Annotated in this window: 27 protein-coding genes; 6 read left to right on the top strand and 21 right to left on the bottom strand. The window is 72.0% G+C overall.

Annotation, left to right across the window (positions count from 1 at the left end; genetic code table 11):
* Nucleotides 1-39: 39 nt before the first annotated feature.
* The 3 genes from zwf to pgl are packed head-to-tail and all read left to right on the top strand — an operon-like array spanning nt 40 to nt 3330.
* Nucleotides 40-1590 carry a glucose-6-phosphate dehydrogenase gene (gene zwf, locus LO762_RS31605; protein WP_230619920.1) on the top strand — a complete coding sequence of 517 codons (1551 nt, stop codon included), beginning with the start codon at nt 40-42 and terminating at the stop codon, nt 1588-1590.
* A 1-nt stretch (nt 1591) separates the two neighbouring features.
* On the top strand, nt 1592-2566 hold the full coding sequence (locus tag LO762_RS31600) for a glucose-6-phosphate dehydrogenase assembly protein OpcA (protein ID WP_230619919.1): 975 nt from the start codon (nt 1592-1594) through the stop codon (nt 2564-2566).
* A complete protein-coding gene (pgl, locus tag LO762_RS31595; protein ID WP_230619918.1) occupies nt 2563-3330 on the top strand; it encodes a 6-phosphogluconolactonase in 768 nt (255 codons plus the stop codon). Before LO762_RS31600 ends, pgl begins: the two co-directional genes overlap by 4 nt.
* A 19-nt stretch (nt 3331-3349) precedes the next feature.
* On the opposite strand, the gene LO762_RS31590 is transcribed toward pgl, so the two are convergent.
* The 3 genes from LO762_RS31590 to LO762_RS31580 are packed head-to-tail and all read right to left on the bottom strand — an operon-like array spanning nt 3350 to nt 4972.
* Entirely contained in the window at nt 3350-3604 is a 255-nt protein-coding gene (locus tag LO762_RS31590) for a hypothetical protein (protein ID WP_230619917.1), read from the bottom strand.
* 28 nt (nt 3605-3632) lie between these two features.
* Complete coding sequence (locus LO762_RS31585) at nt 3633-4430, bottom strand: trans-aconitate 2-methyltransferase (protein WP_230619916.1); 798 nt, start codon at nt 4428-4430, stop codon at nt 3633-3635.
* A gap of 32 nt (nt 4431-4462) precedes the next feature.
* The gene (locus LO762_RS31580) at nt 4463-4972 is read right to left on the bottom strand and encodes a GNAT family N-acetyltransferase (protein ID WP_230619915.1); all 510 of its coding nucleotides are present in this window, start codon (nt 4970-4972) and stop codon (nt 4463-4465) included.
* A gap of 188 nt (nt 4973-5160) precedes the next feature.
* Between LO762_RS31580 and LO762_RS31575 the strand changes: the two genes are divergently transcribed.
* The gene (locus LO762_RS31575) at nt 5161-6561 is read left to right on the top strand and encodes an FAD-binding oxidoreductase (RefSeq protein WP_230619914.1); all 1401 of its coding nucleotides are present in this window, start codon (nt 5161-5163) and stop codon (nt 6559-6561) included.
* A 19-nt stretch (nt 6562-6580) separates the two neighbouring features.
* Entirely contained in the window at nt 6581-7207 is a 627-nt protein-coding gene (locus tag LO762_RS31570) for a histidine phosphatase family protein (RefSeq protein WP_230619913.1), read from the top strand.
* Here the strand turns inward: LO762_RS31570 and LO762_RS31565 are convergent.
* A complete protein-coding gene (locus LO762_RS31565; RefSeq protein ID WP_230619912.1) occupies nt 7180-7476 on the bottom strand; it encodes a DUF6295 family protein in 297 nt (98 codons plus the stop codon). The two genes, LO762_RS31570 and LO762_RS31565, sit on opposite strands and share 28 nt — an antisense overlap.
* 60 nt (nt 7477-7536) lie before the next feature.
* Entirely contained in the window at nt 7537-8301 is a 765-nt protein-coding gene (locus LO762_RS31560) for a dienelactone hydrolase family protein (protein ID WP_230619911.1), read from the bottom strand.
* 175 nt (nt 8302-8476) lie between these two features.
* On the opposite strand from LO762_RS31560, the gene LO762_RS31555 reads away from it, so the two are divergent.
* Nucleotides 8477-8935, top strand: coding sequence for a MaoC family dehydratase (locus tag LO762_RS31555; RefSeq protein ID WP_230619910.1), 459 nt, complete (start codon nt 8477-8479; stop codon nt 8933-8935).
* On the opposite strand, the gene LO762_RS31550 is transcribed toward LO762_RS31555, so the two are convergent.
* From LO762_RS31550 to LO762_RS31475, 16 genes are all read right to left on the bottom strand, one after another.
* Nucleotides 8920-9666 carry a hypothetical protein gene (locus LO762_RS31550; protein ID WP_230619909.1) on the bottom strand — a complete coding sequence of 249 codons (747 nt, stop codon included), beginning with the start codon at nt 9664-9666 and terminating at the stop codon, nt 8920-8922. The two genes, LO762_RS31555 and LO762_RS31550, sit on opposite strands and share 16 nt — an antisense overlap.
* Nucleotides 9667-9764: 98 nt before the next feature.
* The gene (locus LO762_RS31545) at nt 9765-10688 is read right to left on the bottom strand and encodes a GlxA family transcriptional regulator (RefSeq protein ID WP_230619908.1); all 924 of its coding nucleotides are present in this window, start codon (nt 10686-10688) and stop codon (nt 9765-9767) included.
* A 7-nt stretch (nt 10689-10695) separates the two neighbouring features.
* Nucleotides 10696-11274: an isochorismatase family protein gene (locus LO762_RS31540; RefSeq protein WP_230619907.1), complete on the bottom strand. Its 579-nt coding sequence runs from the start codon at nt 11272-11274 to the stop codon at nt 10696-10698.
* Between the two features lie 82 nt (nt 11275-11356).
* Nucleotides 11357-12703 carry an NAD(P)/FAD-dependent oxidoreductase gene (locus tag LO762_RS31535; RefSeq protein ID WP_230619906.1) on the bottom strand — a complete coding sequence of 449 codons (1347 nt, stop codon included), beginning with the start codon at nt 12701-12703 and terminating at the stop codon, nt 11357-11359.
* A gap of 45 nt (nt 12704-12748) precedes the next feature.
* Entirely contained in the window at nt 12749-13099 is a 351-nt protein-coding gene (locus LO762_RS31530) for a VOC family protein (RefSeq protein WP_230619905.1), read from the bottom strand.
* A 173-nt stretch (nt 13100-13272) separates the two neighbouring features.
* Nucleotides 13273-13647, bottom strand: a complete 375-nt coding sequence (locus LO762_RS31525; protein ID WP_230619904.1) for an RNA polymerase-binding protein RbpA — start codon at nt 13645-13647, stop codon at nt 13273-13275.
* Nucleotides 13648-13731: 84 nt separating this feature from the next.
* Complete coding sequence (gene secG / locus LO762_RS31520; protein WP_230619903.1) at nt 13732-13971, bottom strand: preprotein translocase subunit SecG; 240 nt, start codon at nt 13969-13971, stop codon at nt 13732-13734.
* Between the two features lie 153 nt (nt 13972-14124).
* Entirely contained in the window at nt 14125-14910 is a 786-nt protein-coding gene (gene tpiA / locus LO762_RS31515; protein WP_230619902.1) for a triose-phosphate isomerase, read from the bottom strand.
* 5 nt (nt 14911-14915) lie between these two features.
* On the bottom strand, nt 14916-16103 hold the full coding sequence (pgk, locus tag LO762_RS31510; protein WP_304523726.1) for a phosphoglycerate kinase: 1188 nt from the start codon (nt 16101-16103) through the stop codon (nt 14916-14918).
* A gap of 95 nt (nt 16104-16198) precedes the next feature.
* On the bottom strand, nt 16199-17203 hold the full coding sequence (gene gap / locus LO762_RS31505; protein WP_230619900.1) for a type I glyceraldehyde-3-phosphate dehydrogenase: 1005 nt from the start codon (nt 17201-17203) through the stop codon (nt 16199-16201).
* A gap of 269 nt (nt 17204-17472) precedes the next feature.
* Complete coding sequence (gene whiA, locus LO762_RS31500; protein WP_230619899.1) at nt 17473-18453, bottom strand: DNA-binding protein WhiA; 981 nt, start codon at nt 18451-18453, stop codon at nt 17473-17475.
* Nucleotides 18454-18538: 85 nt separating this feature from the next.
* Nucleotides 18539-19471 (bottom strand): uridine diphosphate-N-acetylglucosamine-binding protein YvcK, encoded by a 933-nt coding sequence (yvcK, locus tag LO762_RS31495; protein ID WP_230619985.1) that lies wholly within the window; start codon nt 19469-19471, stop codon nt 18539-18541.
* A 15-nt stretch (nt 19472-19486) separates the two neighbouring features.
* Entirely contained in the window at nt 19487-20362 is an 876-nt protein-coding gene (rapZ, locus tag LO762_RS31490) for an RNase adapter RapZ (protein WP_230619898.1), read from the bottom strand.
* On the bottom strand, nt 20359-22341 hold the full coding sequence (gene uvrC / locus LO762_RS31485; protein WP_230619897.1) for an excinuclease ABC subunit UvrC: 1983 nt from the start codon (nt 22339-22341) through the stop codon (nt 20359-20361). Before uvrC ends, rapZ begins: the two co-directional genes overlap by 4 nt.
* Nucleotides 22342-22391: 50 nt before the next feature.
* Nucleotides 22392-22790, bottom strand: a complete 399-nt coding sequence (locus tag LO762_RS31480; RefSeq protein WP_230619896.1) for a Rieske (2Fe-2S) protein — start codon at nt 22788-22790, stop codon at nt 22392-22394.
* An 82-nt stretch (nt 22791-22872) separates the two neighbouring features.
* Complete coding sequence (locus LO762_RS31475; RefSeq protein WP_230619895.1) at nt 22873-24456, bottom strand: sodium:proton antiporter; 1584 nt, start codon at nt 24454-24456, stop codon at nt 22873-22875.
* Between the last annotated feature and the right edge of the window lie 179 nt (nt 24457-24635).

The raw sequence follows: 24635 nt of genomic DNA, 5'->3' as shown, positions 1-24635 counted from the left end.
CTGAGACCAGTCTGATCGACACGCAGGAAAGGGACGGGCATGCCATCGCCCGCTGAATTGATCGGGATCGACGGGAATCCACTCCGGGATCCCCGCGACAAGAGACTGCCCCGTGTCGCCGGGCCCAGCGTGCTGGTGCTGTTCGGCGTCACCGGGGACCTCTCCCGCAAGAAGCTGCTCCCGGCCATCTACGACCTGGCCAACCGGGGGCTGCTTCCCCCCGGCTTCTCCCTCGTCGGCTTCGCCCGGCGCGACTGGGAGAACCAGGACTTCCGCCAGGTCGCCTACGAGGCGGTCAAGCAGCACGCGCGCACGCCGTTCCGCGAGGACGTCTGGCGGCACCTGTCGGAGGGCATGCACTTCGTGCCCGGCGAGTTCAGCGACCCCGGCGCGTTCGACACGCTCGCGCTGGCCGTCAAGGAGCTGGACGAGACCCGCGGCACCGGCGGGAACTACGCCTTCTACCTCTCGATCCCCCCGAAGTTCTTCGACGTCGTCGTGGAGCAGCTCCAGCGCTCCGGCCTCGCCGAGCACTCCCCCGAGTCGTTCCGCCGGGTCGTCATCGAGAAGCCGTTCGGGCACGACCTGAAGAGCGCCCGCGAGCTGAACAACATCGTGCACCGGGTCTTCCCCGAGGAGTCGATCTTCCGGATCGACCACTACCTGGGCAAGGAGACCGTCCAGAACATCCTGGCGCTGCGCTTCGCGAACACCCTGTTCGAGCCGATCTGGAACCGGTCGTACGTGGACCACGTGCAGATCACCATGGCCGAGGACATCGGCATCGGAGGCCGGGCCGGGTACTACGACGGCATCGGCGCGGCCCGCGACGTCATCCAGAACCACCTGCTCCAGTTGCTGGCCCTCACCGCGATGGAGGAGCCGACGTCGTTCAGCGCCGAGGCGGTCCGCGCGGAGAAGGCCAAGGTGCTGTCTTCGGTGCGGCTGCCTGAGGGCGACTTGGGACGTTCCACCGCGCGCGGCCAGTACGCGGCGGGGTGGCAGGGCGGCGTGGCCGTCAAGGGCTACCTGGAGGAGGAGGGCATCCCCGCCACCTCCACCACCGAGACGTACGCGGCCATCAAGCTGGAGATCGACTCGCGGCGCTGGGCGGGCGTGCCCTGGTACCTGCGGACGGGCAAGCGCCTTTCCCGGCGGGCCACCGAGGTCGCGATGATGTTCCAGAAGGCCCCGCACCTGCCGTTCTCGCACACCGAGACCGAGGAGCTGGGGCAGAACGCGCTGGTGTTCCGCATCCAGCCGGACGAGGGCGTGACGCTCCGGTTCGGCTCGAAGGTGCCGGGCACCGCGATGGAGGTCCGGGACGTCAACATGGACTTCGCCTACGGGGAGTCCTTCACCGAGTCCTCCCCCGAGGCGTACGAGCGGCTCATCCTCGACGTCCTCATCGGCGACCCCCCGCTGTTCCCCCGACAGGAGGAGGTCGAGCTGTCCTGGCAGATCCTCGACCCCGCCGAGGAGTACTGGGCCGCGCACGGGCGGCCCGACCAGTACAAGTCGGGCGGTTACGGCCCCAAGTCCTCGGACCTGCTCATGAAGCGCGACGGCCGCGCCTGGCGGAGGATCTGACGTGAACATCGACCTCACCGCGACGACCACCCGGCGGATCCAGGAGGCGCTGACCCAGGCCCGGCACCAGATGGGCGGCCCCGCCGTCGGCATGGTGCTCACCCTGGTGATCGTCACCGACGAGTCCGCCCAGTACGACTCGCTGCGCGCGGCCACCGAGGCGGCCCGCGAACACCCGTGCCGGGTGCTCACCGTGATCTCGCGGGACGCGCGCGGCAGCTCGTCCCGGCTGGACGCGGAGATAAGGATCGGCGAGACCGGCCCCGGCGAGACCGTCCTGCTGCGCATGTACGGGCCGCTGGCCGGGCACGCCGACTCGGTCGTGGTGCCGCTGCTGGTGCCGGACGCGCCCGTCGTCACCTGGTGGCCGGGCCAGGCGCCCGCCAACCCGGCCGACGACCCGCTGGGCGCGCTCGCGCAGCGCCGCGTCACCGACGCCTACGCGGGCCTGGACCGGCTCGGCACGCTCATCCAGCTCGACAAGTCCTACACGCCGGGAGACACCGACTTCTCCTGGACCCGGCTGACACCGTGGCGCACCCTCCTGGCCGCCGCCCTGGACCAGAAGACACCGCCCATCACCTCCGTCGAGGTGCAGGCCGAGCCGGACAGCCCGAGCGCCGAGCTGCTCGCCGCCTGGCTGGGCGGACGGCTCTCGGCGCCCGCCTCCCGGACGACGTCGGGCGGGCCCGGTATCACCGCCGTCATCCTCCAGACGGCCGACGGCCCGATCTCGGTGACCAGGCCCGACGGGCGCGTCGCCACGCTCGCCCGTCCCGGCCAGCCCGACCGGCAGGTGGCGCTGCACCGGCGTCCCATGTCGGAGCTGCTGGCCGAGGAGCTGCGCCGCCTCGACCCCGACGAGGTCTACCACGACGCGGTGTCACGGTTCGACCGCACGTACACCGCTCCCCCCGCCGACGCCCCCCAGGAGAACAACGGGCAGCAGCGGACACGGAAGAGGGCGGGTTCATGAGCGGTTCCGAGCCGAAGACCGTCGTGCACGAGGACGCGCGGGTGCTGGCGCGCGCCGTCGCGGCACGGCTGGTGACGGCACTGGTCGACGCGCAGGCCGCGCGCGGCACCGCCTCGGTGGTGCTGACCGGCGGCACCGTCGGCATCGCGGTGCTGGCGGCCGTCGCGGAGTCCCCGGCGCGCGACGCGGTGGACTGGGCGAACCTCGACGTGTGGTGGGGGGACGAGCGGTTCCTGCCGACCGGCGACATCGAGCGCAACGAGACACAGGCGCGCGAGGCGCTGCTGGACCACGTGCCGGTACTCCAGGCGCGCGTCCACCCGATGCCCGCCTCGGACGGGCCCGACGGCGCCGACGTGGAGGCGGCGGCCGCGCGGCACGCCGCCGAACTGGCCGCCGCCGCCCGGCCGGAGGACCCGGTGGAGGCGCCCTCGTTCGACGTGCTCATGCTGGGCGTCGGGCCGGACGCGCACATCGCGTCGCTGTTCCCGGGCCTGCCGGGCGTGCTTGAGGAGAAGCGGACGGTCGTCGGCGTGCACGACTCGCCGAAGCCGCCGCCGATCCGGGTGTCGCTGACCGTCCCGGTGATCCAGGCGGCGCGCGAGGTCTGGGTGGTCGCGGCGGGCGAGGGCAAGGCCGAGGCGGTCAGCCTGGGCCTGGGGGGCGCGGACCCGAGTGAGGCGCCGGTCGCGACGGCGCGCGGGCGCGAGGCGACGCTGTACCTGCTCGACCGGGCCGCCGCGTCCCGTCTCGACGGGGTCTGAGCGGCCCTGAGAGCGCTTCTCAGGGCGTGAGGGGGGCTATCGGGTCTCCGGCTTCGGCGGGGACGATCCAGAGGTCCCTGCCGTTGCCGTAGCTCATCAGGGGGCGGCCGAGCGTTTCGGCCGCCCTCGACGTCACCTCGCGGTACATGGCCTGCTCGGCGGGCGTCCACGCGGTGATCCTGAACCGCCCGGCGCTGGTGATCTTCTCGGCGACGACGGGGACCATCGCGGCGACGAACCGCTCCGTCTCCCGCGCGGTGAGGGGTTCCGACATGCCCCGGACGATACCCGTCCCGCCGACGTCAGCGGCGGCGCCGGAGCACGCTGATGAGCCGCCACGCCTCGTCGGCGGTCGGGGACACGTCGGCGAAGTCGCCGTACCGGGCGACGATCTCCAGCGCCGTCTCCGGATGCTCCAGCGCCGCGACCCGCACGGCGGCGTCCAGTTCGGTGGCGGTCCAGAACCGGAACGGGACGACGCCCTCGACGGTCCGCACCCGTGCCGGGCCGCCTGGACGGGAGGGCGGCTCGGTGATCCGGATGACCACCCTGTCGTCCACCATCTGGGTGAGCGGGTCGAGCGGGTCGTCCAGGGAGCCCCAGGAGACGTGCGCGGTGACGCCGTCGCGCTCGACCGTCCAGGACGTCATCGTGGACTCGTCAAGGCTCAGCCGGTCGGCCGGATGGCTCATCTCCAGGATGTAGGCGGCGCCGTCCGCGAGGTGCGCGCCGACCCGGTGCAGGTGGGCGGCGAGCGCGTCGAGGGTGTGCAGGTGTGCCGTGCTGTCCAGCAGGGTGACGATCAGGTCGAACCTCTCGTCGAGCGCGAAGTCCGTCATGTCGCCCTGCACGACGGTCAGCTCCGGCCCCCTGGCCTTGGCGTAGGCGCACATCGCCGGGTTGAGGTCCAGCGCCGTGACGTCCAGGCCCCTGCGGGACAGCTCCCGCGCGTGCTCGGCGGGCCCCGCCGCCAGCTCCAGCACCGTGCCCGGCGTCCTGCCGTGGCGGGCCGACCAGCTCAGCAGCGCGTCCACCTCGGCGGGGACGTCACGGTAGCCGCAGGCGAGTTCGTAGGCTTCTGGGTCGTCATAGATGGCCACGCCGCCATCGTCCCACCCATGGATCGTTCCAGTTACGCGGCGGCGGCGAGCGTCCGCAGCGGGAGCACGATCTCCAGGACGGCGGGGTCGTCGGTGCGGGTGGTGCGGCCGCCCATCGCGGTCAGCAGCTTGCGCATCCGCGCGTTCTCGCTGAACACGCTCGCGCGCAGCTCGGCCAGGCCCTCCGCCTCACCCAGGTCGCGCAGCAGCGTCGCCAGGCGACGGCCGACCCCCCGGCCCTGCCAGGCGTCCTCCACGAGGAACGCGAGCTCGGCGGTGCCCGGCCGGGTCGCGTCGTACATCATGTGGCCGAGCGCCACGATCCGTCCGCTCCCGTCGTCCACCGCGAGGGACAGCCCCCGCGAGCGGTCGGTGAACACGTCGAGCAGACGCGGCGGCAGCACCGGCTTGGCGCTGAAGTAGCGGAGCCGGCGGCTGGCCATCGAGCAGCGGTCGTGCATCGCCACCACGGCGTCGCGGTCCCCCTGGACCAGAGGCCGCACGGTCAGTAGCGCGGGCTCACCTTGTAGTGCTGTGGTCATCGGAATCCCCCTTCTTTCTCGATTCAGTAAGACTCGCCGAGGCGTGTTACGGGTTCGTGTGTCGGGCGTTTCACGGCGCCGAATCACGGCGTGAGCTTGGTCTCGCCGGGCCGCGTCCGCGTGCTCGGCGGGGCGCCGCCCGGACTCCGCGTGATGCGCGCGGGCGACGGATAAAGCAGGATGTGACCATGCCTTTTGTGAACGGCCCGATGGTGAACGGCGCGGTGTCCCACTGGTTCGGCGAGACCGGCCTGCCCGCCCCCGCGGCGCGGCTGCCCGGATCGCTCCAGGCCGACGTCTGCCTCGTCGGCGCGGGCTACACAGGGCTGTGGACCGCCTACTACCTGAAGAAGGCGCGGCCCGACCTCCGGATCGTCATCCTGGAGAAGGAGTTCGCCGGGTTCGGCGCGTCCGGGCGCAACGGCGGCTGGGTCGTCGGGGAACTGGCGGGCTCGCCCACCGCCTACGCCGACAGGTTCGGCAGGGACGCGGTGGTCCGGCTCCAGCGGGAGATGTTCGCGACCGTCGGCGAGGTCGTGGACGTCGCGGCCAAGGAGGGCATCGAGGCCGACCTCGCGCACGACGGCCTCGTCACCGTCGCGCGGAACCGGGCGCAGCGCTGGCGGATGCGGCAGGAGGTCGAGCACGCGCGCGGGTGGGGCTGGGGCGAGGACGACCTGCGGCTGGTCGAGCCGGGCGAGCGGGTCCGGGTCGCGGGCGCGGTGGACGCCATGTACACCCCGCACTGCGCCCGCGTGCAGCCCGCCAAGCTGGTGCGCGGCCTGGCGCGGGTCGTCCGCGACCTCGGGGTCGAGCTGTACGAGGGCACCGAGGTCACCGCGCTGCGGCCCCGGTCGATCACCTCGTCGGCGGCCGCGCTGACGCCCTACGGCAGGGTGACGGCCGAGTACGTCATCCGGGCGACCGAGGGGTTCACCGCCGCGTTCCGGCCGCTGCACCGCGACTGGCTGCCGATGAACAGCTCGATGATCGTCACCGACCCGCTGCCCGAGTCCGTCCTGGACGAGATCGGCTGGCACGGCGCGGAGCTGCTCGGCGACATGGCCCACTACTACATGTACGCCCAGCGCACCGCAGACGGGCGCATCGCCTTCGGCGGGCGAGGCAAGCCCTACAGGTACGGCTCCCGCATCGACGACGCGGGCCGCACCCCGGAACGGACGGTAAGGCAACTGCACACCCTCCTGGCCGACTTCTTCCCGGCCGCCGCGCGGGTGCCCGTCGCGCACGCCTGGTCCGGCGTGCTCGCGGTGCCGCGCGACTGGTGCTCGACGGCCGCGCTCGACCGGCGCAGCGGCCTCGGCCACGCCGGCGGGTACACCGGCCACGGCGTCGCCACCACCAACCTCGCCGGACGCACCCTGCGCGACCTGGTTCTGGGCGAGCACACCGACCTCACCGACATGCCGTGGGTCGGCTGGCACGTGCGGCCCTGGGAGCCCGAGCCGCTGCGCTGGCTCGGCGTCCAGCTCATGTACGCGCTCTACAAGCGGGCCGACGCGCGTGAACGCGGCCTGCGCAAGACGTCGAAGGTCGCGCTGCTCGCGGACCTGATCTCCGGACGCTGAGCGCGGGTAGGCTCCCCGCATGGAGCTCATGCTGGTCCGGCACGGGGAGAGCACGGGCAACGCCGCGCGCGAGGCCGCGATCCGCGCGGACGCGGACACCTTCGACGTCCCCGAGCGGGAGGCCGACATCCCGCTCTCACCGCGCGGCAGGGACCAGGCGGCGGCCGTGGGCAGATGGCTCGCCGGGTTCCCGGAGCCGACCCTCGTGCTGTCGTCGCCGTACGTGCGCGCGCTGGAGACGGTGCGGATAGCGACCGGCCGCACCGACATCCGGGTGGACGAGCGGCTGCGCGACCGCGACATGGGCGTGTTCGCCAGGCTCACCCCCGAGGGCGTCCGGCGGCGGCTGCCCGCCGAGCACGCCGAGCAGCGGCGGCTCGGCAAGTTCTACTACCGGCCGCCCGGCGGCGAGTCCTGGGCCGACGTGGCGTTGCGGCTGCGCACGGTCCTCGCCGAACTGCCCGCCGACGGCAGGGTCCTCATCGGCGCGCACGACGCCGTGATCGTGCTCGTCCGCTACATCGTCGAGGGCCTGTCGGAGGCCGAGGTGATGGAGATCGAGAAGGAGACCGTCGCCAACGCGTCCGTCTCGCACTGGAAGGACGGCGAACCCGTCGTCTACAACGACGTGTCGTTCCTGGACTGACCGCCCTTCGCGGCCAGCCCCGGCGGGGCCGCCGCCAGCGCCGCCTCGATCGCGCCGACCAGCGCCCGCGCCGACTCCTCGGTCAGCTCGACCGCGACCCGCGCGGACGGGCCCAGCCCCGGCGCGGTGAAGTCGATGTTCACCGAGTGCTCAAGCTGCGCGTGGTAGGGGTGGTCCACATAGACGGCGGCCTGCGTGACGGCGAACCAGCCGTCCCTGCCCTTGGCACTGCCCTCCAGCGGGGCGAACTCGGTGTGGTGGGTGCACATGCGTCCAGCCTGCCACGGGAGGGCGGGGGCGGGCGCCGCCCCCGCTCGTGTCCACCCGCGTCATCCGTCGGACAGGTGCCTGCCGAAGAAGTCCAGGACGCGCTCCCAACCCGCGACGGCGGCCTCCGGCTGGTAGGCGGGCCGGTTCACCGCGAAGAACGCGTGGCCCGCGCCCTCGTAGGTGTGGAACTCGAACTCCTTGCCCAACTCGGCGAGGACCGCCGACAGCTCCGCCGTCTCGCCCGGCGACGGGAACTTGTCGTCCGCGCCGAACAGGCCGAGCAGCGGGCACGACAGGCCAGGGGCCAGGCCCACCACCGGCCGCACGGTGATCGGGAAGCCGTCCGGCGAGTGCGCCGTGACGAACGCGCCGTAGCAGTCCACCGCGGCGTCCAGATCGAGCGAGCAGGCCGCGAGGAACGCCTGGCGGCCACCCGAGCAGAACCCGATGACGCCGACCTTCCCGTTGCTGTTCGGCAGGCCGCGCAGATGGGCGGCGGCGCCCGCGACGTCGCCGACGAGCCGGGCGTCCGGCACCCCGCCGCGCGCGCGGCTCGCCGCCGCCGCGTCGTCCGGGTCGGCGCCCGGCGCGTCCCGGAAGTGCAGGTTCGGCATGACGGCGTTGTAGCCCTCGGCGGCGAACCTACGGGTGATCTCCTTGGTGGGCGCGTCGTACCCCGGCATGTGGTGGATGACGACGACACCGCCACGGTGCTCGGCCGCCAGCGGACGGGCGACGTACGCCTCGATCTCGTCGCCGTCGTGTCCGGGCAGCGGCACGGTGCCCGAGGTGAACGCGTCGGCGGAGTCGATGTTGGAATTCATCGGCCCCGGATATCAGAGATCCCCGACCACGTCCACGAGGCCCGCCGCTCCCGCCCGTGGGCCGGACGCTTCGCGGGCCCGGCCCACGGGCCGAGGAACACGGCCTGGTTCGCGCGGGGGCGGGCGGGCGTGCTGGAATAGCCCAGATCAGGCCAATCCGCTAGGAGACCAGCACATGCGTACGTTCGCCGACCTTGACGAGTTCGCCGCCGCCGTCGGAGAGGACCTGGGGTACAGCGACTGGCAGGAGATCACCCAGGCGCAGGTCGACAAGTTCGCGGACGCGACCGGCGACCACCAGTGGATCCACGTGGACCCCGAGCGGGCCGCCGCCGAGAGCCCCTTCGGCGGCACCATCGCGCACGGCTACCTGACCCTCAGCCTCGTCACCGCGCACGTCGTGCAGATCTTCACCGTCGAGTCCCTCACCATGGTCGTCAACTTCGGCCTCAACAAGGTCCGCTTCCACACGCCCGTCACCGTCGGGTCGAAGGTGCGCGCCAAGGCGGTGCTCGCGGATCTGAAGAACTCCCCGGCGGGCAAGCTCGGCACGCTCAAGGTCACCATCGAGATCGACGGGCAGCGCCGTCCCGCCTGCGTCGCCGAGGTCCTCGCCCTCTACCGCGACAGCTGACCGCCCGCCTCGTCCCCCGACCGCTCCTCGTCCCGTGCCGCGTGCTCGTGCGGGTTCGTCTGACCGCCGTCTCCGGGCCCCACACCGGGGTTCGCCTCGTGCTGCCGGGCCGCGTGCTTGCGGCGGTTCTTCTTGATCTCGTTGGCGGCGACGCCGAGGGCGATGAGGACGGGGACGACGAACTTCAGCGCCTGGGCCGCCGTCTGCATCCAGCCGGGCAGGACGAGGTCGGGCAGGTCGATGTCCGGGAGGATGTCGGGGAAGTCCGGCAGGTCCGGCAGGTCGGGGAAGGGGATGTCGGGCAGGTCGATCCGTGGGAGGTCGATGTTCGGGATGAGCAGCCGGAGCAGCGCGCCGATCCCGAGCAGCGGGAGGACCACCTGGCCGAGCGCCAGCAGCACGTGCCGCGACGCGTAGAGCACGGGCCGCTCCCGCTCCCAGCGCTCCAGCCTCGCCAGCAACGTGCCGGGCGGCGGCGTGAAGTGGACGTCGCGGTCGCCGTCCTTCGCCCTGATCCGTTTGACCCGGTGCCGGAGGTCGAACCGCACCTCGACGCTGAGCCCGTCCCGCTCCAGCCTGACCGGCTCCAACTCCTTCGCGCCCTCCGCCACCACCTCGCCGTCCACCCGGAGCACGACGGCGTTCCCCAGCGCCCCCTTCGCGGCGCACTCCAGCTCGTACCTGCGTCCGTTGTGGTCGAGCACGTGTGTTTCCGAGACCCCCGCTTCCATGGCCGTCACGCTACCCACGCCGCCCCACCCGCCGGATCCGCCAAAAAGCGGGTTCCGCCCACTCCACACTCCTCCTTTGGACGGGGTCCCCGGAGGGGTCAGAGGGTGGTGCCGGGTTGCGGGGGTGTCGCGCGGGCACGGGCGCGGAGGCGGCGGAGCATGCGGGCGTCGCGGAAGCCGACGGCGTGGGCGGCGGCCTCGACGGTGCCGCCCCTGGCGATGAGCCTTTCGGCGTGCTCGGCACGCAGCTCCTGCTGGTAGCGCAGCGGCGTCAGGCCGGTCGCCGCGACGAAGCGGCGGGTCAGGGTGCGGGTGCTGACGTCGGCGTGGGCGGCGAGCCCGGCGAGGGTCAGGGGCTCGTGGAACCTCGCGTCGATGAGGTCCTGGACCCGGTGCACCGCGTCCGACAGGTGCGCCCGGTGCCTGAGCATCACGCTCGTCTGCGGCTCGTCGCCGTTGCGCCGCACGTAGACGACCATCGCGCGGGCCACCCGCGCGGCGGCGGCCGGTCCGTGCCGCTGGGCGACGAGGTGCAGGGCGAGGTCGGTGCCGCTGGCGATCCCCGCCGACGTGATCACCCGGTCGTCCACGACAAAGAGGATGTCCCGGACGACCGTGGCCTTCGGGTAGCGGTGGGCCAGCCAGTCCTGCAGCTCGTGGTGGGTGGTGCAGCGGCGGCCGTCCAGGAGGCCCGCCGCGCCGAGCGCGTCCGCGCCCGCGCAGACGCTCGCGACAGTGCCGCCCGCCGTGTGGTGCGCCGCGAGCCGTCGCGCCGCCTCCGGGCCCATCCGGCGCCGCCCGTGCCATCCGGGCACCAGCACGAGGTCGTCGGGGTCCAGTTCCGGCCACTCCGCCTCAGTCGCGAGGGGGAGGCCCTGGTGGGACGGGACGGTGCCGCCCTCCCCCACGTAGTGCAGCGTGTACGGGAAACCGAGGGCCGTCGCGGAGGAGAACACCTGCGCGGGCCCGCCCAGGTCGAGCAGGTGCACGCCGGGCAGCAGCAGGAAGACGACCTTCGGCATGATCCGGTCAGTCTAGGGCTTCGTCCACCGTGACGATCCTGGCGAACCTGCCGGAGAGCGCGTACTCGGTGCGGCGGATCACCTCGGCCGCCGGAAGCGCCTCGGGGTCGGCCAGCAGGTCCTCGGCGGACCGCTCGACGGGGCCGCCCGGCGCGCCCAGCGGATGGGTCGCGACGGCGTCCCGCACGAACAGGACACCGAACCCCAGATCGGCGGCGACCCGCGCGGTCGTCTCCACACACTGCTCGGCCCTGATGCCGCTCACGCTGACCTCGGTGACGCCGAACTGGGTGAGGAGCCGTTGCAGGCCCGTCGTGGTGAAGGCGTTGTGCGCGGACTTGTGCACGACCGGCTCGCCCTCCCGGACCTCAAGCCCGTCCAGGAGCTTGACGAGGCCGCTGGCCGGGTCGAACGGCCCGAGCCCGGGGACGGCGTGCAGCACCCAGACGACGAGTTCGCCCCGCTCCCGCGCCCCGTCCACCAGCCGTCCGACGGACTTCGCGATCTCCGGATCCGAGATCGCGCCCCACGAGGGCAGCGCCCGGAACGACTCCTGCACGTCAATGATCAGATGCGCTCGTGTCATACCCCCGATCCTCCCCCGCCCGCCCCTCCCCTTCCCAGCCACGAACCCGCCCCGCCCCGGACCGATCCGGTCACGCCCGAGGTCAGAGGTCCTGGAGGCCGGTTTCGATCACCCGGTAGAAGGTCGGGTAGGCGTACATCATGTGCCTGAGGGTCCCGAGGGGGACGCGGGCCTGCACGGCAAGGGCCAGGAAGCCCATGATCTCGCCGCCGTAGGGGGCCGCGACGGTGGCGCCGACGAGGTGGTCGCCGTCAGCGACGAGCTTCAGGAAGCCCTCGGCCTCGTGGATCCAGCCGCGGGTGGATTCGGTGATCGGGGTCAGCGTGGTGCGGACCGGCCTGCCGTGCGCGCGGGCCTGCGCCTCGGTGACCCCGACGACGCCGATCTCCGGATCGGTGAAGGTGACGTGCGGGAGCGCGTGGTAGTCGGCCTCGGGCCCGTCCTGCCCGAGGATGTCGCGGACCGCGACGGCAGACTGGTACATCGACACGTGGGTGAAGGCGCCCTCGCCCACCACGTCGCCGATCGCCCACAGGCCGTCCCCGGCCCGCATCCTGCCGTCCACGGGGATGGAGCGCGCCCTGGGGTCCAGACCCACGGAAGCCACCCCGAGGCGCTCCAGGTCCGTCCTACGGCCGGTGGCGACCAGCAGCCGCTCCCCGCTCACACTCCCGCCGCCGAACTCCAACCCGAAGCCCTCCGAGCTGTGCTCGACGCGGGAGGCGCGGGTGCCGGTGTGCACGGTGATGCCCTCGGCGGCGAAGACCCTGCCGAGTAGTTCGCCCGCCTCCGGCTCGTGGGTGGCGATGAGCCGTTCGGCGCCCTCCACGAGCGTCACCTCGGTGCCGAACCTGGCGTAGACCTGGGCCAGCTCGACGCCGATCGCCCCGCCGCCCAGCACAACGAGCGAGCGCGGCGCCTCGTGGGCCTTCACCGCGTCCCGGTTGGTCCAGAACGGGGTGCCCGCGAGGCCGTCGATCGGCGGCACGGCCGGTTCGGTGCCGGGGTTGAGCAGCACGCCGCGCCGCCCCCGGAACACCCGGCCGCCGACGGCGACCTCGCGCGGCCCGGTCAGCGTCCCGTACCCGCGCACGAGCCTGACGCCCTTGCCGGTGAGCCTGTCGGCGGCGGCCTTGTCGTGCCAGCCGTCGGTCGCCTCGTCGCGGACGCGGGTGGCGGGCACCCGGTAGTCCGGCTCGACCCGGGCCCGCCCCGCCAGGCGATCCACCCGGCGGGCCTCGCCGAGGGTCTCCGCCGCCCGCACCAGCATCTTGGTCGGCACACACCCGTAGTACGGGCACTCACCCCCGACGAGCCCCGCCTCGACGGCGACCACGTCCAGCCCCGCCTCGGCGAGCAGCCCGGCGGCGTTCTCCCCGCCCGGACCCAGGCCCACCACCACCACGTCAGCTTCTTCGACTCCGGCCATGTCGGGTCTCCTACCCCGTTCCCGGCGAAGAATCAGCTGTTCCGGTCACCCCACCGGGCGCTCCTCGGCCACGCAGAACCGGTTGCCCTCCGGGTCGGCCAGGACCGTCCAGGCGAGCCCCGGCACCTCGTGCTCGGCCACCTCGACCGCGCCCAGGCCCTTGAGCCGCGCGACGTCGCCGAGCCTGTCGTCGGACCTGAAGTCCACGTGCGCCCGGTTCTTGCCCGGCGTCGGCTCCCCGACCTCCTGGAAGGACAGCACCAGCCCGGACCCCGCCACGGTGACGTAGGACCCGTAGTCCATGGTGATCTCGCCGTTCAGGGCCTTCGCCCACCAGTGCGCCAGGTTCTTCGGCTCCGTGCAGTCGACGGTCACCGCTCCCAAACTCAATGTCATGCCGAACACACTAGCGAACGCCGCTGACATTTCCCGGAACACAGAGCCCGTGCCGGTCGCGAACCGGAACACAAAAACCCGGGCCCGTCGCGAAACGGGTCCGGGTCTGTTCGCCCGGAGGCGACCCGACCACGTCGGGAGCGCCCCCCGGCGGGGGTCTTCGTCGTGCGGTCCTAGTTGCGGGCCGCCGCGGCCATCGCGGCCTGGACGAGGCGGCGCTGCTCGCGCAGCTTGCCGAGCGCCTCCTCCAGGATCGCCTGGCCGTCGGCGTCGGAGCGGCGCTCCTTCACGTAGGCCAGGTGGGTCTTGTACGGCTCGTTCTTCGGCGCCGCCGGCGGGTTGGCGGCGTCGGTGCCGGCGGGCAGGCCGCAGCGCGGGCAGTCCCAGGTGTCGGGGACCTGGCAGTCGCTGGCGAAGCTGGGCCGGGTCTCGTGCTTGTTGGCGCAGTAGAAGCTGACGATGACGCGCGGGGCGGCTTCGCCGCGCTCCGCCTCGCCCATGGGGCCTGCGCCGACCCTGCTGCCGCGAATGGCACTGCCACTAGCCACGGACACTCCTCAAGTCAATCACGCGCGCCGGGAGCCAGGCTCCCGGCGCGTTCTCCAAATGAATGCGGCCCGTAGGCGCCTGCGTCAGAGGCCCTTGGCCTTGAACAGGAAGCCGAGCACCACGATGGCGGCGAACCAGATGAGTCCGGTGCCGATCGTGAGACGGTCCAGATTGCGCTCGACGACCGACGATCCGCCGAGCGAGGACGAGATGCCGCCGCCGAACATGTCGGACAGGCCCCCGCCCTTGCCCTTGTGCAGCAGCACGAGCACCACCATGAGCAGGCTCGTGATGATCAGCACGATCGAGGTTGCAAGAATCACGGTTTGCGCCTTCTGAGCCGCCCCGCGGCGCGGGGCTCGTTCGAATGTATAGGACGGTCCGGCAGGACGTTGGGTTTACCTGCCGCTATGAAGGGTACGACGAACCAGCCGGTGGTTCAGCAGAACCCACCCTTCGGGGGCGCAAGTTTGGCTTCAGCTCACCACCGGAAGGTCCCGGTATCGGCAGATCTTGACGAATTCCTCGGCGTCCAGCGCCGCCCCGCCGATGAGACCGCCGTCCACGTCGGGCTGCGCCATGATCCCCGCCACGTTACCGGACTTCACCGAGCCACCGTAGAGGATCCGCACGGCGTCGGCCACCTCGGTGTCGTACAGCTTGGCCAGTCGGCCCCGGATCGCGCCGCAGACCTCCTGCGCGTCCGCCGGGGTGGCGACCTCGCCGGTGCCGATCGCCCAGACGGGCTCGTAGGCGATGACGACGGTCCTGGCCTGTTCCGCCGTCAGGCCCTCCAGGGCGCCGTCCACCTGGGCGAGCGTGTAGGGCACCTGCTCGCCCGCCCTGCGGACGTCCAGGCCCTCACCGACACAGACGATCGGGGTCAGCCCGTTCTTCAGCGCCGCCTTGGTCTTGGCGTTGACGAGGGCGTCGTCCTCGTTGTGGTACTGGCGGCGCTCGGAGTGCCCGATCGTGGCGAAGGTGCAGCCGAGCTTGGCCAGCATCGACCCGGCGATCTCACCGGTGTAGGCGCCCTTGTCGTGCGCGGAGATGTCCTGCGAGCCGTAGGCGAGGTGCAGCTTGTCGGCGTCCACGAGGGTCTGCACGGACCTGAGGTCGGTGAACGGCGGCAGCACCGCGATCTCGACGGCCTCGTGGTCCTTCTCCTTGAGCGCGAACGCGAGCTTCTGCACCAGCGCGATCGCCTCGAGGTGGTTGTTGTGCATCTTCCAGTTGCCGGCCATGAGGGGCTTGCGGGCCATACGGATCAGTCCTCCAGAGCTTGCAGGCCGGGCAGGGTCTTGCCTTCGAGGTACTCGAGGCTGGCGCCGCCGCCGGTCGAGATGTGGGAGAAGGCCGCCTCGTCAAAACCGAGGGTGCGCACGGCCGCCGCGGAGTCGCCGCCGCCGACGACGGTGAACGCGCCCGAGTCGATGAGGCCCTGCGCGACGGCGCGGGTGCCGTGCGAGTACGGCTCCAGTTCGAACACGCCCATCGGGCCGTTCCAGAACACCGTCTTGGCGTCGGCGAGGCGGGCGGCGAACAGCTTGCCGGACTCGGGGCCGATGTCCAGGCCGAGCCGGTCGGCGGGGATCGCCTCGGCCGCGACGACGTCGTGATCGGCGTCGGCGGCGAAGGCGGTCGCCGCGACGATGTCGACCGGCAGGACAAACTCGACGCCCTTGGCCTCGGCGCGCGCGAGGTAGTCCAGGACGACCGGGATCTGGTCCTCTTCGAGCAGCGACTTGCCGACCTCGTGGCCCTTGGCCTTGAGGAAGGTGAAGACCATGCCACCGCCGACGAGGATGCGGTCTGCCGTCTCCAGCAGGTTGTCGATGACGCCGAGCTTGTCGGAGACCTTGGAGCCGCCGAGCACCACCGCGTAGGGCCGCTGGACGTCCTCGGTGAGCTTCCTCAGCACGCCGACCTCGGTGGCGATGAGGCCGCCCGCGGCGTGCGGGAGGCGCCGCGGCACGTCGTAGACGGAGGCGTGCTTGCGGTGCACGGCGCCGAACCCGTCGCCCACGTACACGTCGGCGAGCGCGGCCAGCCTGTCGGCGAACGCGCCGCGCTCGGCGTCGTCCTTGGCGGTCTCGCCCGCGTTGAACCGCAGGTTCTCCAGCAGCGCGACCTCGCCGTCGCCGAGCGCCGCGACGACCGCCTTGGCGGACTCGCCGACCGTGTCGGAGGCGAACGCGACGCCCTGGCCGAGCAGTTCGGCGAGGCGTCCGGCGACCGGCGCCAGCGAGAACTCCGGCTTCGGCTCGCCCTTGGGCCGGCCCAGGTGCGCCACGACGACGACCCGCGCGCCCTTGTCGACGAGCTGCCGGATCGTGGGCAGGCTCGCCCGGATCCGCCCGTCGTCGGTGATCCGCCCGTCCTGCAGCGGCACGTTCAGGTCCGCCCGGACCAGCACCTTCTTGCCGCGAACGTCGAGTTCCTCAACCGTCTTCATGTCCAACCCCTCACCCAGAGAAGCGCTTACCGGCCACAACCGACGGACGGGGCCCCTCCTCACGAGAAGGACCCCGTCCGGTCGACGAAGAACCCTTACAGGCTCTCGCCGACGAGCTTGACGAGGTCGACGAGGCGGTTGGAGTAGCCCCACTCGTTGTCGTACCAGCCGACGACCTTGACCTGGTTGCCGATGACCTTGGTCAGGCCCGAGTCGAAGATGCAGGAGGACGGGTCGGTCACGATGTCGGAGGAGACGATCGGGTCCTCGGTGTAGGTGAGGTAGCCCTTGAGCGGGCCCTCGGCGGCGGCCTTGAACGCGGCGTTGACCTCGTCCACGGTGGTCTCGCGCGCCAGCTCGACGGTGAGGTCGGTGGCCGAGCCGGTGGGGATCGGCACGCGCAGCGCGTAGCCGTCCAGCTTGCCCTTCAGCTCGGGCAGGACCAGGCCGATCGCCTTGGCGGCGCCGGTGGAGGTCGGGACGATGTTCAGCGCGGCGGCGCGGGCGCGGCGCAGGTCGCTGTGCGGGGCGTCCTGGAGGTTCTGGTCCTGGGTGTAGGCGTGGATCGTGGTCATCAGGCCCTTCTCGATCCCGAACGTGTCGTTCAGGACCTTGGCCAGCGGCGCCAGGCAGTTGGTGGTGCAGGACGCGTTGGAGATGACCGTGTGCTGGGCCGGGTCGTACAGGTCGTCGTTCGCGCCGAGGACGACGGTGATGTCCTCGTTCTTGGCGGGCGCGGAGATGATGACCTTCTTGGCGCCGTTCTCGGCGTGCACCTTGGCCTTGTTGGCGTCGGTGAAGAAGCCGGTGGACTCCACGACGATGTCGACGCCGACCTCGCCCCAGGGCAGGTTCGCGGGGTCGCGGTCCGCGAACACCTTGATGGCCTTGCCGCCGACGATGATCTCGCCGGCGCCGGCCTTCACTTCCTCGGGGAAGCGGCCGAGGATGCTGTCGTACTTGAGCAGGTGCGCGAGGGTCGCGGTGTCGGTCAGGTCGTTCACGGCGACGATGTCGATGTCGGCGCCGCTCGCCTTGACGGCGCGGTAGAAGTTGCGGCCGATCCGGCCAAAGCCGTTGATGCCTACTCGGATGGTCACGACTCTCCTCATGCGTTGCGTCTGCTACCAGGACCGGGTTCACTCACCGCCCTGTTTCTCCGCCGACCCTACCGAACGGGACGCCCGCGTCTGGCACCTGGTCCGGGCTGAGCCGAAGGGTGAACGCGCCTCCCCTGCGTTGGGGAGATGCGCTCACCTGCGACATGATCCCAGAGGTCTAGACCAGATTGGTATAGAGGTCTGGTTTAGACCAGCGGTGTGAGCAGCGGGCCCTGCTCTCGGTGCCGTCACGGGTGTCCGGCGCGGGGTCAGGGGACGAGCATGTCCGGGGTGAGATTCGCCTCTGTCCCGGGAAGTCCGAGATCGGCCGCGCGTTTGTCCGCCATCGCGAGCAGCCGCCGGATGCGGCCGGCGATGGCGTCCTTGGTGAGCGGCGGCGAGGCGAGCTGCCCGAGTTCCTCCAGCGACGCCTGCTTGTGCTCCAGGCGCAGCCTGCCCGCGGCGATGAGGTGCTCGGGGGCGTCCTCACCGAGGATCTCCATCGCCCTGGCCACCCGCGCCCCCGCGGCGACGGCGGCCCGCGCCGAGCGGCGCAGGTTGGCGTCGTCGAAGTTGGCGAGGCGGTTGGCGGTCGCCCGCACCTCGCGGCGCATCCGCCGCTCCTCCCAGGCCAGCACGCTGTCGTGCGCGCCGAGCCGGGTGAGCAGCGCGGAGATCGCGTCGCCGTCGCGGACCACCACCCGGTCCACGCCGCGCACCTCGCGGTTCTTGGCGTTGATCCGCAGCCGCCGCGCCGCGCCGACGAGGGCGAGCGCCGCCTCCGGCCCGGGGCAGGTGATCTCCATCGACATGGAGCGGCCGGGTTCGGTCAGCGAGCCGTGCGCGAGGAACGCGCCGCGCCACGCCGACTCGGCGTCGCAGGCCGCGCCCGCCACGACGTGCCGCGGCAGGCCGCGCACCGGACGGCCGTGGTTGTCGATCAGGCCCGTCTGCCGGGCCAGGGACTCGCCGTCGCGGATCACCCGCACCACGTAGCGGTTGCCCTTGCGCAGGCCGCTGGGCGCGAGCACGATGACGTCGGAGGTGTGTCCGAAGACCTCGGCGATGTCCTTGCGCAGTCGGCGCGCGGCGGCCCCGGTGTCGAGCTCGGCCTCGATCACGATCCTGCCGCTCACCAGGTGCAGCCCGCCCGCGAACCGCAGGACCGTCGACACCTCGGCCTTGCGGCAGCACGGTTTCATGATGGGCAGCCGGCTGAGTTCGTCCTTCACCACGCCGGTCATCGCCATGCGCTACCTCTTCTCCCCCCGCCAGCTTTAGAGGCTGACCCCGCGCGTCGGAATGTCCGCACCAGTCTTCCGGATCCAGGCGCGCTCATCGGCCACTAGCGAAGATCTGTACGAAAGCTTGGGCCAGGAGTGCGGGATCGTGCCGGGGCGAGCCGTCGCGCATGGCGACCTCGGCGAGGATGAGCTCGCCGCCGAGCCGCTCGACGGACTTGGCGAGCGCCTCCGGGTCCTCGACCACCCCCTTGTCGGCGAGCACGACGTCCACCCGCAGGTCGGGGGCGTGCGCGTGCAGGACGTCCAGGTGCGCCTGCTGGGAGAAGTCGTCGGTCTCGCCGGGCTGCGGGGCGAGGTTCAGCGCGACCACGCGGCGCGCCCGCGTCTCGACGAGCGCGTGCTGGAGTTCGGGGACCTTCAGGTGCGGCAGGACGCTGGTGAACCAGGAGCCGGGGCCGAACACCACCCAGTCGGCCTCGTGGATCGCCTCCAGGGCCTGCGGGCTCGCGGGCGGGTCCTCGGGCACCAGGGAGACGCCGCGGACCTTGCCGGGCGTGCTGGCGCACGCGACCTGGCCGCGCACCCGGGTGATGTCGAGCGGCCGGTCGGGGTCGACGCCCTGGACGTCGGCGACGATGTCGAGCGGGACCGTCGCCATAGGCAGCACCCTGCCTTGCGCGCCGAGCAGGCGGCCCACCCAGTCGAGACCCTCGACGGTGTCGCCCAGCAGCTCCCACAGGGCGACGATGAGGAGGTTGCCCACCGCGTGCTCGTGCAGGTCGCCATGGCTGCGGAACCGGTGCTGGACGACCTCGCTCCAGGTGCGTCCCCACTGGTCGTCGCCGCACAGCGCGGCCAGCGCCATCCGCAGGTCGCCGGGCGGGATGACGCCGAGTTCGCGGCGCAGCCTGCCCGACGAGCCGCCGTCGTCGGCGACGGTGACCACGGCGGTGAGCCGGTCGGTCACCTTCCGCAGCGCGGACAGGGACGCGTAGAGGCCATGGCCGCCGCCCAGGGCGACCACTCCGGGGTTGTTCACTTACTCCCTGCCGAGGTCTCGGTGGGCCACCTGGACGTCCACTCCCTCGTCTCTGAGCCGCTGGCCGAGCTGCTCGGCCATCGCGACGCTGCGGTGCTTGCCCCCGGTACAGCCGACCGCGAGCGTCACGTAGTGCTTGCCCTCGCGCTCGTAGCCCGCCGTCAGGAGGCGCAACACCTCGGTGTAGGCGTCGAGGAACTCCTTGGCTCCGCGCTGGCGCAGCACGAAGTCACGGACGCCCGGGTCCTTGCCGGACTGGGGGCGCAGCTCGGGCACCCAGTGCGGGTTCGGCAGGAAGCGGCAGTCGACCACGAGGTCGGCGTCCACCGGCAGGCCGTACTTGTAGCCGAAGGACACGACGGTGGCGCGCAGGCTCGACTCGCTGTCGGTGTCGCCGAAGTAGTCGACCACCTTGGCGCGGAGCTGGTGCACGTTGAGGTCGGTGGTGTCCAGGACGAGGTCGGCCTCGGCCCGTATCTGCAGCAGTTGGGCGCGTTCGCGGGCGATGCCGTCCACGATGCGCCCGTCGGCCTGGAGCGGGTGCGGGCGGCGCACGCTCTCGAACCGCCGGACGAGGGCGTCGTCGCCCGCCTCCAGGAACACGACGCGGGGCCGCACCCCGCGCGCCTCCAGTTCGGCGGTGGCCGAGTGCAGGTCGGAGGTGAAGGCGCGGCTGCGGACGTCCACGACGACGGCGATGCGCGGGACCGCGTCCTGGACGCGTCCGCCCAGGTCGGCCATGGTGGCGAGCAGGCCGGGCGGGAGGTTGTCCACGACGAACCAGTCGAGGTCCTCCAGCGCCTTGGCGGCCGTGCTGCGGCCCGCGCCCGACATGCCGGTGACGATGACGATGTCGGGGACGTGCTGCGGTGTCATGTGGTCGATCCCCCCTGAAGTGCGGCCGCGATGGACTCCGCCGTTCTGCGCCCGATGCCCGGGACCTCGGCGATCTGCTCGGGCGTCGCCTCCTTGAGCCGCCGCACCGAGCCGAAGTGCTTGAGCAGCGCGGAGCGGCGCGCGGGGCCCAGGCCCGGCACCGCGTCCAGCTCGCTCTCGGTCATTGCCTTGGACCGCTTGGCCCGGTGGAAGGTGATGGCGAACCTGTGCGCCTCGTCGCGGACCCGCTGGAGCAGGTACAGGCCCTCGCTGGTGCGCGGCAGGATCACCGGGTCCTCCTCGCCGGGGAGCCAGACCTCCTCCAGCCGCTTGGCGAGGCCGCAGACGGCGATGTCGTCGATGCCGAGCTCGTCCAGCGCGCGCTGGGCGGCGGCGACCTGCGGCGGGCCGCCGTCGATGACGAGCAGGTTGGGCGGGTAGGCGAACTTGCGCGGACGGCCCGTCTCAGGATCGAGCGGCTGACGCGCGGCGGGCTCGTCGGCGTCGCCGCCGAAACCGTAGGACGACAGCAGCCCTTCGGCGTCCTCGCCCGCGATGCCCTCGGGTGACAGCTCTCCCGCCTTCTGGCTCTCCGCCAGGTAGCGCTTGAACCTGCGGGTGACGACCTCGTGGATGGAGCGGACGTCGTCCTGGCCCTGCACCGTCTTGATGGTGAACCTGCGGTACTCGGACTTGCGCGGGAGGCCGTCCTCGAACACGACCATGGACGCGACGACGTTGGTGCCCTGGAGGTTGGAGACGTCGACGCACTCCACCCGCAGCGGCGCCTGGTCCAGCTCCAGCGCCTCCTGGATCTCCTGCAGGGCGCGGCTGCGCGCGGTGAGGTCGCCCGCGCGGCGCGTCTTGTGCTGCTTGAGCGCCTCGTGCGCGTTGCGCGCGACGGTGCCCAGCAGCTCCTTCTTGTCGCCGCGCTTGGGCACCCTGACCTGGACGGGCCCGCCGCGCACCTCGGCGAGCAGCTCGCCCATCGCCTCGGTGTCCGGCGGCAGCTCCGGCACGAGGACCTCGCGCGGGACGGCGTCGCTCTCGCCGTACGCCTGGATGAGGAAGTCCTCGACGAGGTCGGCTGTGGTGCGCTCCTCCACGAGGTCCACCACCCAGCCGCGCTGGCCCCGGATGCGGCCGCCGCGCACGTAGAAGACCTGGGCGGCGGCCTCCAGCTCGTCGCGGGCGAACGCGATGACGTCGCAGTCGGTGCTGTCGGACAGCACGACGGCCTGCTTCTCCAGGGCGCGCTCCAGCGCGCGGATGTCGTCGCGGCGGCGGGCCGCCGTCTCGTACTCCTCGGCGTCGGCGGCGGCGTACATCTCGCGCTCCAGGCGCTTCATGAACCTGCCGGTGTCGCCCGCCATGAACGCGCAGAAGTCGTCGGCGAGCGCGCGGTGGCCCGCCTCGTCGATCCGGCCGACGCAGGGGGCCGAGCACTTGCCGATGTAGCCGAGCAGGCAGGGACGGCCGATCTGGCCGTGCCGCTTGAACACCCCGGCGCTGCACGTGCGGACCGGGAAGACGCGCAGCAGCAGGTCGACCGTCTCGCGGATCGCCCACGCGTGCGAGTAGGGCCCGAAGTAGCGGACGCCCTTGCGCTTGGCCCCGCGCATCACCGTGACGCGCGGGTACTCCTCGTTCATGGTGACCGCGAGGTACGGGTAGGACTTGTCGTCCCGGTAGCGGACGTTGAAGCGCGGGTCGTACTCCTTGATCCAGGAGTACTCGAGCTGGAGCGCCTCGACCTCGGTGGACACCACCGTCCACGTGACGGACGCGGCGGTGGTGACCATGCTCTGGGTGCGCGGATGCAGCGCCGCGTGGTCGGTGAAGTAGGAGTTCAGCCGCTGCCGCAGGTTCTTGGCCTTGCCCACGTAGACGACCCGGCCGTGCTCGTCACGGAACCGGTACACCCCCGGCGACTCGGGAATCGCCCCGGGAGCGGGCCTATACGACGCGGGATCTGCCACACGCCCAGACTAGTAGGCGTGAGTGACGTTTTTGGGCGCTCCGAACACCCTCAGACGACGACGATGGCGCCGTCGCGGACTTCGACGGGGTACTCGCGGAGGGGGGCGGCGGCCGGGGGCTTGGTGACGGCGCCGGTGGTGGCGTCGAACTCGCTGCCGTGGCAGGGGCAGTGGACCTTGCCGTCGCGGGGGGCGGTCACGCCGCAGTTGCGGTGGGTGCAGACCGAGCTGAAGCACTTGAAGACGCCGGCGGTGGGCTGGACCACAAAGACCTTGTGCTCGCCGATGATCTTGCCGCCGCCGACGGGCACGTCGGCTGCTTTGATCAGTTCCCTGCCCGCGAGGTTCGGCGGTGTGGTGGGGGCGGAGGGTCCCGCGCAGGCGGCGGCGCCCGCGAGCCCGGCGGCCCCGAACGCCCCGAGCGCGGCACGACGGCTGAGGTCAGACATGCAGACCATCATGGGCCCTCCCCCACGCTGCTCCGACCCACCCCCCGAATAGGCGCCCGAGGCACCTCCTGAAAGCTGCTTGTCAGAGCAGGTGGGCGCTGCGGAGGTCGAGGCGGCGGAGCACCTTGTCGGCGGCCTCCGGGTCCACGCCGTGCTCCGAGCGGGCCAGCAGCACCTCGGCGCGGGACGCCTCCAGCATCTCCGCCTCCACCCGCCGCTTGATCTGGGCGTACATCCTGCGCTGCTCGTAGCCCTCCTGGACGTCGTCGGGGAGCTCGTCGCACAGCTCGCTGGTGAGCAGCCGCTGCGTGTACCGGAGCCGCTGGACCACCTCCGTCGGCAGGTCCTCCTCCACGTCGAGCTGGCGGAGCCTCCGCAGGGCGGCTCGGGAGGCGCGGTAGGCGAGGTCCTGGACGGCCTCCGTCTCCCCCTCCTCGTCCTTGCGGACCCCGAGGACGCGGACGACCCACGGCATCACCAGGCCCGGCACGATCAGCGTCACGAGGATGACGGTGAAGGCGACGAACAGGAGTTCGGCGCGGTGCGGGGTCGTCGCGGGCAGCGCGAGGGCCAGGGCGAGGGTGGCCAGGCCCCGGAAGCCGCAGAAGGCGAGGATGAAGTCGTCGCGCCAGTCCCGCGCGACCTCCTCCCGGTACCCCTGGTAGCCGCGGGTGCCGAACCTGCGCATGAACGGGCCTACCGTCATCATCCAGGCGAACCGCAGCGCGATCACCACAGCACAGATGATCGCCGCGTGCAGCGCGTAGGCGGGCAGCCGCTCGGTGCCGGGCCACACCTCGCGCAACTCCAGGCCGATGAGGCCGAAGGCGAGGCCGGTGATGAGCATCTCCAGGGTGTTCCAGAAGGCGGTGGAGGTGAGCCGGTCGCTCACGCCGCCCGCGTCGGCGGTCGTCTGCCCGAGGTAGAGGCTGACGACGAGGACGGACAGGACGCCCGAGGCGTGGCAGACGTCGGCGAGGAGGTAGGTCGCGAAGGGGAACACGAGGGTGAGGGCGCTGCGTGCCGTCACGTTGTCGAGGTGGCCCTGGAGCCAGGTGCCGAGCCAGCCCGCCGCGAGGCCGATCGCGACGGCGGCCACGACCTCCCACAGGAACAGCAGGACGGCCTCCGGCAGCGAGTAGTGCCCCGTGTGCACCGCGCTGATCGCGACCGCGTAGACGACGAAGGCGGTCGCGTCGTTGCAGAGGCCCTCGGTCTGCAGCACGGTGATCACCCGGCGGGGCAGGCCGAGCGGTCCCGCGACGGCCTCGGTGGCCACCGGGTCGGGCGGCGCGACGGCGGCGCCGAGCGCGATCGCGGCGGCGACGCTCACCCCGCCGATGGCCCAGTAGGTGGTGGCCGCCGACGCGGCGACGGTCATGAGGACGAGGACGCCCGCCAGCCAGAAGATCGTCCTGCGCCGGGAGATCAGCAGCCGCCACGACGTGCGCTGGGCCGTCGCGTAGATGAGCGGCGGAAGGAACAGCGGGAGGATCAGTTCGGGCGGGATCTGGAGCGCGGGCAGCGGCGTGAAGGCGACGGCGAGCCCGAAGACGCTCACCAGCACCGGGTACGGGCGTCTGATCCGGTCGCCCAGGCCCACCGCGAGCACGGTGACGAGCATCAGGAGGACGATCACCGAGAACATCGCAAGCCCCGAGTCCACCGTGGCATTCTGCCGTCGCGAGGGGCTCGGGCGTGGGAGGCGCGGGACACTGGCGGAAGACGCGCGTTCGGTGGCGGCGGACGTTCGAACACGTGTACGGTGACGGCGGGCGCACCGCTCGCGGGACGAAAATGTCAGTCCCGGTGGTTAGCCTGAATCGGGCCCTTCCTCCTCCGCCC

It is taken from the genome of Actinocorallia sp. API 0066 (assembly GCF_020991275.1).
Lineage (GTDB): Bacteria > Actinomycetota > Actinomycetes > Streptosporangiales > Streptosporangiaceae > Actinocorallia.
Note: the sequence above shows the minus strand (reverse complement) of the source record. Positions and strands in the feature narration are given on the sequence as shown.